Annotated in this window: 10 protein-coding genes; 7 read left to right on the top strand and 3 right to left on the bottom strand. The window is 60.3% G+C overall.

The features are described 5' to 3' along the window. Positions 1-88 precede the first annotated feature (88 nt). A complete protein-coding gene (gene ompR / locus ACOYXE_RS21240; protein ID WP_064388985.1) occupies positions 89-829 on the bottom strand; it encodes an osmolarity response regulator transcription factor OmpR in 741 nt (246 codons plus the stop codon). Positions 830-1,187: 358 nt separating this feature from the next. Here ompR and ACOYXE_RS21245 point away from each other — a divergent pair, with 358 nt between their 5' ends. From ACOYXE_RS21245 to tauD, 7 genes are all read left to right on the top strand, one after another. Beyond that, the gene (locus ACOYXE_RS21245) at positions 1,188-3,512 is read left to right on the top strand and encodes a Tex family protein (protein WP_460926554.1); all 2,325 of its coding nucleotides are present in this window, start codon (positions 1,188-1,190) and stop codon (positions 3,510-3,512) included. Beyond that, positions 3,512-3,895, top strand: a complete 384-nt coding sequence (locus tag ACOYXE_RS21250; RefSeq protein WP_160054749.1) for a PaaI family thioesterase — start codon at positions 3,512-3,514, stop codon at positions 3,893-3,895. Before ACOYXE_RS21245 ends, ACOYXE_RS21250 begins: the two co-directional genes overlap by 1 nt. A 269-nt stretch (positions 3,896-4,164) precedes the next feature. Continuing rightward, complete coding sequence (gshA, locus tag ACOYXE_RS21255) at positions 4,165-5,748, top strand: glutamate--cysteine ligase (protein WP_405122513.1); 1,584 nt, start codon at positions 4,165-4,167, stop codon at positions 5,746-5,748. A gap of 327 nt (positions 5,749-6,075) precedes the next feature. Beyond that, on the top strand, positions 6,076-7,053 hold the full coding sequence (gene tauA / locus ACOYXE_RS21260) for a taurine ABC transporter substrate-binding protein (RefSeq protein ID WP_122594035.1): 978 nt from the start codon (positions 6,076-6,078) through the stop codon (positions 7,051-7,053). A 16-nt stretch (positions 7,054-7,069) separates the two neighbouring features. After that, positions 7,070-7,864: a taurine ABC transporter ATP-binding subunit gene (gene tauB, locus ACOYXE_RS21265; RefSeq protein ID WP_007917917.1), complete on the top strand. Its 795-nt coding sequence runs from the start codon at positions 7,070-7,072 to the stop codon at positions 7,862-7,864. Further along, the gene (gene tauC / locus ACOYXE_RS21270; RefSeq protein WP_102899603.1) at positions 7,861-8,700 is read left to right on the top strand and encodes a taurine ABC transporter permease TauC; all 840 of its coding nucleotides are present in this window, start codon (positions 7,861-7,863) and stop codon (positions 8,698-8,700) included. The genes tauB and tauC overlap by 4 nt, the downstream gene beginning before the upstream one ends. Before the next feature lie 142 nt (positions 8,701-8,842). After that, entirely contained in the window at positions 8,843-9,685 is an 843-nt protein-coding gene (gene tauD, locus ACOYXE_RS21275) for a taurine dioxygenase (RefSeq protein WP_460926555.1), read from the top strand. Positions 9,686-9,911: 226 nt separating this feature from the next. Here tauD and mgrA read toward each other — a convergent pair whose 3' ends face one another. After that, positions 9,912-10,949: an L-glyceraldehyde 3-phosphate reductase gene (mgrA, locus tag ACOYXE_RS21280; protein ID WP_460926557.1), complete on the bottom strand. Its 1,038-nt coding sequence runs from the start codon at positions 10,947-10,949 to the stop codon at positions 9,912-9,914. A gap of 110 nt (positions 10,950-11,059) precedes the next feature. Further along, complete coding sequence (locus ACOYXE_RS21285; RefSeq protein ID WP_460926558.1) at positions 11,060-12,379, bottom strand: LLM class flavin-dependent oxidoreductase; 1,320 nt, start codon at positions 12,377-12,379, stop codon at positions 11,060-11,062.

Raw genomic sequence — 12,379 nt, forward strand, 5'->3', positions numbered from 1 at the left:
GCGAGCAATGCTCGCATATTGCGGATTGCGAGTCTGCGGGCATGGCCGTTCGACCAAAACCTGCAGACCCGCTCCTACAAATCGCCGATCACTTGGTGGCGGCGCCATCCGGTACAAACACGTAGCCCACGCCCCAGACAGTCTGGATGTAACGTGGTTTCGACGGATCAGGCTCGATCATGCGGCGCAGCCGGGAAATCTGCACATCGATGGAACGCTCGAGTGCATCCCATTCGCGGCCACGGGCCAGATTCATCAGTTTGTCGCGGGTCAGCGGCTGACGCGCGTTCATCACCAGCGCCTTGAGTACCGCAAACTCACCGGTGGTGAGCATGTGCACTTCGTCGCCGCGTTTCAGTTCGCGGGTGGCCAGCGACAACACGTAATCACCGAAGGTGACGTTTTCGTCTTCACTGCCCGGCGCGCCCGGTACCGGAGCGGCCTGACGACGCAGGACGGCTTTGACCCGGGCCATCAGCTCGTCCGGGTTGAACGGCTTGGCCAGATAATCGTCGGCGCCCAGTTCCAGGCCCTTGATGCGGCTCAACTCATCGCCCTTGGCGGTGAGCATGATGATCGGAATCTGGTTGTTCGCGCCACGCAGGCGGCGGCAAGCGGTCAGACCGTCTTCGCCGGGCAGCATCAGGTCGAGGACGACCAGATTGAAGACCTCACGCGACAGCAGACGATCCATCTGCTCGGTGTTCGGTACGGTGCGGGCACGGTAGCCCTTGCTGACGAAAAAACGTTCCAGCAGGCTGCTCAGCCCCGGATCGTCGTCAACGATGAGAATTTTTTCGCCTTCAGCAGTTTGTGCAGTGCTGCTCATTAGATGCTCCTTTTAGCTCGGCGCGCATTATGGCGTAGCTGCCGTTATACGCACCGTGTGCATTGTTAGCAGATTTTTCCTTCACTGCCAGAAAACCGGGGTTTATGCCTACAGACTGCAACGCCCCCGAATGACAGAACGCTGGTTATAATGCGCGGCGTTTTGTGCCAGGCAACGTCTGAATCGTTACCGCAGGTGGCAGGCTTTTTTTCCTGCCGAGCGCAGTAATTGTTCGATTTCACGGGTCAATGGGCTGCCTTTTGACCCAGGCAGCGGCAATTTTCTAGCCGCTCAACCAGACTCCGGGCCTTTATTTCCGTGCCTGCGAGCCTGATTTCACACTATGTCAGGTGGTTTTATGGACAGCATCAACAGCCGCATTGCCGAGGAACTCGGCGTACGCCCACAACAGGTCGAAGCGGCCGTCGCGCTACTCGATGAAGGCTCTACCGTTCCCTTCATCGCCCGTTACCGGAAAGAAGTCACCGGCAGCCTCGATGACACCCAGTTGCGTCATCTGGAAGAGCGTCTGCGCTACCTGCGAGAACTCGACGAACGGCGCATCAGCATCCTCGCCAGCATCGAAGAGCAAGGCAAACTCACCCCAGCCCTCGAACGCGACATCAAACTCGCCGACACCAAGACCCGCCTCGAAGACTTGTACCTGCCGTACAAGCAGAAGCGCCGCACCAAGGGCCAGATTGCCCTGGAAGCCGGCCTCGGCGACCTGGCCGACGGCCTGTTCAACGATCCGAACCTGACCCCGGAAACCGAAGCCGCACGCTTCGTCGATGCCGAAAAAGGCGTGGCCGATGTGAAGGCCGCACTGGAAGGCGCCAAGTACATCCTCATGGAGCGCTTCGCCGAAGACGCCAGCCTGCTGGAAAAATTGCGCAACTACCTCAAGCAGGAAGCGACCCTCAGTGCCCGCGTTATCGCCGGCAAAGAAGAGGAAGGCGCCAAGTTCCGCGACTACTTCGAACACGACGAACCGCTGAAAAGCATGCCATCGCACCGGGCACTGGCGATTTTCCGTGGCCGCAACGAAGGCATCCTCAGCTCTGCTTTGAAAGTCGGCGACGAGCTGCCGGGCACCATGCACCCGTGCGAAGGCATGATCGGCCAGCAATTCAACATCCAGAACCAGAACCGCCCGGCCGACAAATGGCTCGGCGAAGTGGTGCGCTGGACGTGGAAGGTCAAGCTCTACACGCACCTGGAAACCGACCTGCTCGGCGAACTGCGTGACGGCGCCGAAACCGAAGCGATCAACGTGTTCGCCCACAACCTGCACGACTTGCTGCTGGCCGCACCGGCCGGCCCGCGTGCAACCCTGGGCCTCGACCCGGGCCTGCGCACTGGTTGCAAGGTTGCCGTGGTCGACTCCACCGGCAAGTTGCTCGATCACGCCACGGTTTACCCGCACGTGCCGCACAACAAGTGGGATCAGACCATCGCCATTCTGGCTGCCCTGTGCGCCAAGCACTCGGTTGACCTGATCGCCATCGGCAACGGCACCGCCAGCCGCGAGACCGATAAACTGGCGATCGAGCTGATCAAAAAATACCCAGCGATGAAAATGACCAAAGTCATGGTCTCCGAGGCCGGTGCATCGGTGTACTCGGCGTCGGAACTGGCGGCCAAGGAATTCCCGGACCTCGACGTATCGATCCGGGGCGCGGTATCTATCGCCCGCCGCTTGCAGGATCCACTCGCCGAGTTGGTGAAAATCGATCCGAAATCCATCGGTGTCGGCCAGTACCAGCATGACGTCTCGCAGCTGAAACTGGCGCGTGGTCTGGACGCTGTGGTCGAGGACTGCGTGAACGCCGTCGGCGTTGATGTAAACACCGCTTCGGTGGCACTGCTGGCCCGAATCTCTGGCCTCAACGCAACGCTGGCGCAAAACATCGTCACGCACCGCGACGAACACGGTGCGTTCAAAACCCGCGCAGCGCTGAAGAAAGTCGCGCGTCTGGGCGAAAAAACCTTCGAACAGGCGGCCGGTTTCTTGCGCGTGATGAACGGCGACAACCCGCTGGATTCCTCGGCGGTGCACCCGGAAGCCTATCCGCTGGTGCAGCGCATTGCCGCTGAAACCGACCGTGATATCCGCTCGCTGATCGGCGATGCAAGCTTCCTCAAGCGTCTGGATCCGAATAAATTCACCGACGAAACCTTCGGTCTGCCGACCGTAACCGACATCATCCAGGAACTGGAAAAACCGGGCCGCGACCCGCGTCCCGAGTTCAAGACCGCTGAGTTCCAGGAAGGCGTCGAAGATCTGAAAGACCTGCAACTGGGGATGATCCTCGAAGGCGTCGTCACCAACGTGACCGCGTTCGGCGCATTCGTCGACATCGGCGTGCATCAGGACGGTCTGGTGCACATCTCGGCGTTGTCGGAGAAGTTCATCAAGGATCCACGCGAAGCGGTGAAGGCCGGTGACGTGGTGAAAGTGAAGGTCATGGAAGTCGACATCCCGCGCAAACGCGTTGGCCTGTCGATGCGCATGGGCGATACCCCGGGCGAGAAGATCGACGGCGCCCGTGGCTCGCGTCCGGGTTCGGCGCAGCGCCAGCCTTCGAACAACGCGCCACGCAAGGAAACCGCAACCGCCGCACCAGTGAACAACGCGATGGCCTCGCTGTTCGCCAACGCCAAGCAATTGAAGAAACGCTGATGGAAATTCCAGCCGGGCTCGTCGAGAGCGCGTTTTTCAAGCTGTTGGGCTGCCGCCTGCACAGCCTGGAAACCGGGGCGGCGCAAGTCGCCCTGGTGCTGGAACCGGAACTGCGCAATCGCGGCGGCAAATTGCACGGTGGTGCGCTGTTCAGTCTGGTCGACATTGCCATGGGGCTGGCCTGTTCCAGCACCCACGGTTTCGATCAGCAGAGCGCAACCATCGAGTGCAAGATCAACTATATCCGCGCCGTTTCCGATGGCGAGGTGATGTGCACGGCGCGGGTTATCCACCCGGGCCGGCGCACGCTGGTGGTCGAAGCCGACGTGATGCAGGGCGACAAACTGGTCGCAAAAGCGCAAGGCACGTTCGCTGTCCTGTAGCTTGTGGTCATCAATTTGAGTTAATTTCGGCGCAACGAATCCTGTGGGAGCGAGCCTGCTCGCGAAGAGGGTGTATCAGCAATGCAGATGTTGGCTGACACACCGCCTTCGCGAGCAGGCTCGCTCCCACAGGGATTGTGCAGTTCCTGACTGACCGGCAAATGGCCTGCCGCTACAAAACCAGGCGAAAACGCCAGTTTCAACTTCACCCTTGTAGACCGTCCTGCCCACCCCCATATTGGGGCGACTGACGCGTGAAGGAATCCAAATTGAGCGAACTTCTCAACCGCCGCCTGGCTCTGCTCGGCGAGCGCGCTAACCTCTCTCTGCTCGAGCAGTGCCTGCACGGTATCGAACGTGAATGCCTGCGCGTGACCAGCGAAGGTCGCCTGGCGCAAACGCCGCACCCCGAAGCCTTGGGTTCCGCGCTGACCAACGAACAAATCACCACCGACTACTCCGAGTCGCTGCTGGAATTCATCACGCCCGCCCTGCCGGATCCGGCTGATACCCTGGCGAGCCTGGACAAGATTCACCGTTTTGCCTACAGCAAGCTCGGCAACGAGTACCTGTGGAGTCCATCGATGCCGTGCCCGTTGCCGGCCGAGGAAGATATCCCGATTGCCTATTACGGCACCTCCAATATCGGTCAGCTCAAGTACGTCTATCGCAAGGGCCTCGCCCTGCGGTATGGCAAGACCATGCAGTGCATCGCCGGGATTCACTACAACTTCTCCCTGCCGGAAAAGCTCTGGCCGCTGCTGCGCGAAACCGAAGGATTTGTCGGCACTGACCGCGATTATCAATCGTTCTCCTACATCGCACTGATCCGTAATTTCCGTCGCTACAGCTGGCTGCTGATGTACCTGTTCGGTGCCTCGCCAGCGCTCGACGCCGGTTTCCTGCGCGGGCGTTCGCATCAGCTGGAACAACTCGATCCGGACACCCTGTATCTGCCGTACGCCACCAGCCTGCGCATGAGCGACCTCGGTTATCAGAGCAACGCCCAAGCCGGTCTGACGCCTTGCTACAACGATCTGGCGAGCTACACCGACAGCCTGCGCAAAGCCGTGGCCACGCCGTACGCGCCGTACGTTGAAGTCGGCACGCACCAGGATGGCGAGTGGGTGCAGCTCAACACCAACATCCTGCAGATCGAAAACGAGTACTACTCCAACATCCGCCCGAAACGCGTGACCTACACCGGCGAGCGGCCGATTCAGGCGTTGGTGGCCCGTGGCATTCAGTACGTTGAAGTGCGTTGCCTGGACATCAACCCGTTCCTGCCGATGGGCATCGATCTCACTGAATCGCGCTTCCTCGACGCGTTCCTGCTGTATTGCGCGCTGAACGACAGCCCGTTGCTGACCAACACTTCGTGTGGCAACGCGACGTCGAACTTCCTCAGCGTGGTCAAGGAAGGTCGCCGTCCGGGCCTGCAATTGCAGCGTGACGGTGAGTCGGTCGAGATGAAGGCTTGGGCAGCCGAACTGCTGGAACAAATTGCTCCATTGGCGGCGTTGCTGGATCAGAGCCATGGCGGCGATGCGCACAGCAAGGCGCTGGATACGCAACTGGCCAAGGTCAGCGATCCGTCCCTGACGCCATCCGCGCAGGTGTTGGCGGCGATGGCCGAGCACAAGGAAAGCTTTGCGCAGTTCTCCCTGCGTCAGAGCCAGGCACATGCCGAGTTTTTCCGTAGCGAGCCGTTGGCGGCGGATGAACAGGCGAAGTTTGAGGAACTGGCGCGTACGTCGCTGGCAGCGCAGGCTGAGCTGGAGCAGAACGAGGTGGGGGATTTCGATGTGTTTGTTGGGTCGTATCAGGCGAGTATTTTGGCGATTAGTAACTAAAAGCCCCTCACCCTAACCCTCTCCCAGAGGGAGAGGGGACTGATTTAGGTGCTCTTGAGATTTACGCCGACCTGAAATATCCAGCCGAACTCAGGCCTTGAAAAGCACACAGATCGGCCCCCTTTCCCCCTCGCCCCTTTGGGGAGAGGGCTGGGGTGAGGGGGAAAAATCTAACGCCGAACGAAAAATCCGAAATACCCCACAATTCCCCCGCTCTTAGATTTTTCCGCTCATAAGCTCATTCTAAAAAGTTATTTATTTACTGATTCTTAGATCATTTAGTCTCCTTTCACGCCGACGCTCGGTCGCCTGATATGGAGCTCTTCAATGAAACTGAATTTCCCGCTTCGCCTGCTCGCCGTGGCCTCCCTGGCTGCCGCGAGTTTTCTGGCTCAGGCCGCCGACCTCACCGTCGCCTACCAAACCACCGTTGACCCGGCGAAAGTCGCCCAGGCTGACGGCGCTTACGAAAAAGCCACCAAAGCCGATATCGCCTGGCGCAAGTTCGATAACGGCGCCGACATCATTGCCGCCATCGCCTCCGGTGATGTGCAGATTGGCTACCTCGGTTCGAGCCCGCTGACCGCGGCGATCACTCGCAAAGTCCCGGTCGAAACATTCCTTATCGCGACCCAGATCGGCGCCGCCGAAGCATTGGTCGCTCGAGACGGTTCCGGCATCAAGACCCCGCAAGATCTGATCGGCAAGAAAATCGCCGTGCCGTTCGTATCGACCGGTCACTACAGCCTGCTGGCGGCGCTGAAGCACTGGAACATCGATCCATCGAAAGTCACCGTGCTCAACCTCGCCCCACCAGCGATCATTGCCGCATGGAAACGCGGTGACATCGACGCCACTTACGTGTGGGATCCGGCACTCGGCGTGGCCAAGGAAAACGGCAAAGTGCTGATCACCTCCGGCGAACTGGCCAAGTTCGGTGCACCGACCTTCGATGCGTGGATCGTGCGCAAAGACTTCGCCGAGAAGCACCCGGAAATCGTCACCGCGTTCGCCAAGGTCACCCTCGACGCCTACGCCGATTACCGCAAAGACCCGAAAGCCTGGCTCGCCGACCAATCCAACGTCGACAAACTGGTGAAACTCTCTGGCGCCAAGGCCAGCGACATCCCATTGCTGCTGCAAGGCAACGTCTACCCGCTGGCCGCTGATCAGGTCGTCACCCTCGGCGCGCCGACAACCAAAGCCATCACCGACACCGCCGCGTTCCTCAAGGAGCAAGGCAAGGTCGAAGCCGTTCTGCCGGACTACGCGCCGTACGTCAGCGCCAAATTCATCACCAACTGATCGGGAGTTAACTGCGATGGCCTTGCTACAGCTGGAGCGCATCAGCGCACAGTACCCGGGCAGCCCGACACCGGTGCTGGCGGATATTTCTCTGACCCTGGGGCCTCAGCAATTGCTGGTCGCCCTCGGCCCGTCCGGCAGTGGCAAAACTTCGCTGTTGAACCTGATTGCCGGTTTCGTCGAACCAAGCGCCGGGCGCATCACCCTCGACGGCGTGCCGGTCAAAGGCCCGAGCGCCGAACGTGGCGTGGTGTTCCAGGACGACGCGTTGCTGCCTTGGCAGGACGTGTTGGCCAACGTCGCATTCGGTCTGGAACTGGCCGGTGTCGCCAAAGACAAACGCGAAAAGATCGCCCGCGAAATGCTCGCACTGGTTGATCTTTCCGGTTTCGAAAGCCGCCGTATCTGGCAACTCTCCGGTGGCCAGAAACAGCGCGTCGGCCTCGCACGCGCCCTCGCCGCTGACCCGCGTGTATTGCTGATGGACGAGCCTTTCGGCGCCCTCGACGCGTTCACCCGCGAACAGATGCAGGAGCTGTTGCTGCAAGTCTGGCAGCGCACGGCCAAACCGGTTTTCCTGATTACCCACGACATTGAAGAAGCGGTGTTCCTCGCCACTGACCTGATTCTGCTCGCGCCGAATCCGGGGCAGATCGTTGAGCGTCTGCACCTGGATTTCGGTCAGCGTTACGCCGCTGGCGAGTCAGCACGTGCGATCAAATCCGATCCGCGCTTTATCGAAACCCGCGAACACGTGCTGAGCAAAGTGTTCTCGCAACGCAGCGCCGGGCAACGGCAGGAGCGCGCATGAGCAGTTACGACGTTTCCTCGGCGGCGGTAAAACCCGTCAGCGCATCGGCGGCGATACCCGTACGCCGTAGCCTCAGTACGCGCTGGATCAGCCTGCTGACGCTGTTTGCCTTGTTGGCGATCTGGTGGGCAGTGACCGCCACTGGCTTGATCGAACCACTGTTTCTGCCGCCACCGTCCGCTGTTTTGCAGAAGGGCTGGTTGCTGGCGACCACCGGTTACATGGATTCGACCTTGTGGCAGCACCTTGGCGCCAGCCTGAGTCGTATCGGTCTGGGTCTGGGTTTCGCGATTCTAACCGCCGTGCCGGTGGGCATCGCCATCGGTGCCAACCGCATTGCCCGTGGCGTGCTCGATCCGCTGATCGAGTTCTACCGCCCTATCCCACCGCTGGCCTATTTGCCACTGATCGTGATCTGGTGCGGCATCGGCGAATTGTCGAAAGTGCTGCTGATCTACCTGGCGATTTTCGCGCCGATTGCGATTGCTACCGCCACCGGTGTGCGCACGGTTGATCCAGCGAAATTGCGTGCGGCGCAGTCGTTGGGCGCGACTCGCGTGCAATTGATTCGCCATGTGATTTTGCCGAGCGCTCTGCCGGACATTCTCACCGGTGTGCGCATTGGTCTGGGCGTTGGCTGGTCGACGCTGGTCGCGGCCGAACTGATTGCTGCCACCAGCGGTTTGGGCTTCATGGTGCAGTCGGCCGCGCAGTTCCTCGTCACCGACGTGGTGGTGCTGGGGATTCTGGTCATCGCCCTGATCGCCTTCGCCATGGAAATGGGCCTGCGTGCCCTGCAGCGCAAACTGGTGCCGTGGCACGGCCAGGCCCACTGACTACGTTCATGTGAATCCCCTGTAGGAGTGAGCCTGCTCGCGAAAGCGTCGGATCAGTCACTGCACTTTAGCCTGACACTCCGCATTCGCGAGCAGGCTCACACCTACAAAAGCTTGAACCCCGAATTCGAAGAGAAAGACCATGAGCAGCCTGAACATCACCCCATTAAGCTCGGCCCTCGGCGCGCAGATCAGCGGCGTCGACATCAGCCAGCCGCTGAGCCTGGAACACCGCGACGCGATCGAGCAGGCACTGCTCAAATATCAGGTTTTATTCTTCCGCAATCAGCCAATCGAGCCGCCGCAACAGGCTCGTTTCGCTGCGTACTTTGGTGACCTGCACATTCATCCGATCTACCCGAACGTACCGGAACAACCGGAAGTGCTGATCCTCGACACCGCCGTCACCGACGTGCGCGACAACGCGATCTGGCACACCGACGTGACCTTCCTGCCGACGCCGGCGATGGGCGCGGTGCTCAGCGCCAAGTTGCTGCCGGAGTTCGGTGGCGACACGTTGTGGGCCAGCGGCATTGCCGCGTATGAAGCGCTATCGGCGCCGCTGAAAGGTTTGCTTGAAGGCCTGACCGCGACTCACGATTTCACTCGCTCGTTTCCGCTGGAACGCTACGGCAACACGCCAGAAGCACTGGCGCAGTGGGAAGAAGCACGACGCAAGAATCCACCGCTGTCGCACCCGGTGATTCGTACGCATCCGGTCAGCGGGCGGCGCTCGTTGTTCGTCAATGAAGGCTTCACCTCGAAGATCAATGAGCTGCCGGAAACCGAGAGTGAGGCGATTCTGAAGTTTCTGTTCGCCCACGCGACGCGACCGGAGTTCACCATTCGCTGGCGCTGGCAGCAGGACGATATTGCGTTCTGGGACAACCGCGTGACGCAGCATTACGCGGTGGATGACTACCGCCCGGCGCGGCGGGTGATGCAGCGGGCGACGGTGTTGGGGGATGTGCCGTTTTTTCGCTGAGTCCTTTTAAAGGCAAAAGCCCCTCACCCTAACCCTCTCCCGGAGGGAGAGGGGACTGACCGAGGTGTTTGTACAAGCTACATCGACCTGAAATATCGGGTTGAACTCAAGCTTTGAAAGGCATGAAGATCGGCTCCCTTTCTCCCTCGCCCCCCTGGGGGCGGTCCGACGTTTCGGGAGGGCTGGGGTGAGGGGGTTGGATCTTGCTGATCCAACCCAATCGTCATCACTCCGCCGTCGAAGGCTTCTCCCAAAGATTGATCCCGCCCTCTTGGGCAAACCGGTCAATCTCCGCCAGCTCCTCAGCACTGAAGCTCAAATTCTTCAACGCCCCGACGTTCTCGATAATCTGCTCCGGCCGGCTCGCACCAATCAGCGCCGAGGTCACCCGTGAATCCCGCAACGTCCACGCCAGTGCCAGTTGCGCCAGACTCTGACCACGACGCTTGGCAATTTCATTCAACGCCCGCACATGAGCGATGTTGGCCTCGGACAGATGCGAAGCCTGCAACGAACCGCCGCCCGGACGATTGACCCGCGCATCCGCCGGCACGCCGTTGAGGTATTTGTCGGTGAGCAGGCCTTGCGCCAGTGGAGTGAAAGCAATCACGCCAGTACCGAGTTCATCGGTGGTATCCAGCAGATCTTTTTCCACCCAACGATTAAGCAGGTTGTACGCCGGTTGATGAATCAGCAGCGGCACTTTCCACTCTTTCAACAGCGCAGCGATCTCGCGGGTTTTCACCCCGGAATACGACGAGATCCCGATGTACAACGCCTTACCCTGCTGCACCGCAGTGGCGAGGGCGCTGGCGGTCTCTTCCAGCGGGGTATCCGGGTCGAAGCGGTGCGAATAGAAGATATCCACATAGTCCAGACCCAGGCGTTGCAGGCTCTGGTCGAGGCTGGCCAGCACGTATTTGCGCGAGCCGCCGCCCTGACCGTAAGGGCCTGGCCACATGTCCCAACCGGCCTTGCTGGAGATGATCAGTTCATCGCGATACTGCTTGAAGTCTTCACGCAGCAGGCGGCCGAAATTGATCTCGGCGCTGCCGTACGGCGGGCCATAGTTGTTGGCCAGGTCGAAGTGGTTGATGCCCAGATCGAACGCGGTGCGCAGCAAGGCGCGCTGGGTGTCGATCGGTGTGCTGTCGCCAAAGTTGTGCCACAAGCCCAGCGACAGCGCCGGCAGCACCAGACCGCTGCGCCCGACGCGGCGGTAAGGAATGGAGTCGTAGCGGTTTTCGGCAGCGGTGTAAGTCATCGAATCCTCTCTTGTCTGTCTTGAAATGGGTGTCGACTGCTTCGCGAGCAAGCTCGCTCCCACCTTTGGAATGCATTTCCCTGTGGGAGCGAGCTTACTCGCGAAGGGTGTTACACAAATCGATTGCCGGGTCGGGCCAGGCCAAGGTTCTCGCGCAACGTCCGGCCCTCATACTCCGTTCTGAACAACCCACGCCGTTGCAGTTCCGGGACCACGCCAGTGGCGAAGTCTTCGAGCCCACCCGGCAGGTGCGGTACCAGCACGTTGAACCCGTCCGCCGCGCCCTGTTCGAACCATTCCTGCAAGCGATCAGCGATCTGCTCCGGCGTACCGACCAGGCTGTAATGCCCACGTCCACCCGCAATCTTGCGACCCAATTGCGCAAGGCTCAGGTTTTCCCGGCCTGCCAATTCAGTCAGCAGTTTCTGCCGGCTCTGCTGACCGCTTTCGGTTAGCGGCAACTCCGGTAACGGCCCGTCCAGCGGGTACTTCGACAAATCGAAGTTGCCCAGCATACGCCCAAGCAAGGCGACGCCAACCTCAGGTTCGACTAATTGCTGAAACGTTTCACACTTTTCCAGCGCTTCGGCTTCGGTGCGGCCGACCACGACAAAAACCCCGGGCATGATTTTCACGGAGTCGGCACTGCGCCCGTACTTGGGCAAACGTCCTTTGAGGTCGGCGTAGAACGCCTGAGCACCGGCCAACGAAGTCTGCGCGGTGAACACTACTTCAGCCGTCTGCGCCGCCAATTCGCGCCCTGTTTCCGAAGAGCCGGCCTGGACAATTACCGGTTGCCCCTGCGGCGAGCGCGCAACGTTCAGCGGGCCTTTGACCCGGAAGTGTTCGCCGACGTGATCCAGCACATGCAGCTTCGCAGGATCGTAATACGCTCCGCTGGCCTTGTCGCGAATGAAGGCATCGTCCTCCCAACTATCCCAAAGCCCGGTGACTACCTGATGAAATTCGCGAGCGCGGCTATAGCGTTCGGCATGACCAATGTGTTCATCACGACCGAAATTCAGCGCCTCGGAAGCATTGTCCGAGGTCACCAGATTCCACCCCGCGCGGCCACCCGACAGGTGATCGAGCGAAGCGAATTTGCGCGCCACGTGATACGGCTCGTTGTAACTGGTAGTCGCCGTTGCGATCAGGCCGATGTGCTCGGTCACTGCACTCAGCGCCGAGAGCAATGTCAACGGCTCAAAGTGATCGGAACGCGCCATGCGACTGGCGATTTGTTGGGTCGGCGCGGCGACGCTGTCAGCGACAAACAACGTATCGAACTTCGCCGCCTCGGCAATCTGCGCCAGCCGTTTGTAATGGGCGAAATCCAGACCCGCGTTGGCCGGCACCTCCGGATGACGCCACGCCGCCACATGGTGCCCGGTGGCCATGAGGAATGCGCCGAGTTTCAACTGTCTGCTCAT

The organism is Pseudomonas sp. MC6, assembly GCF_054790575.1.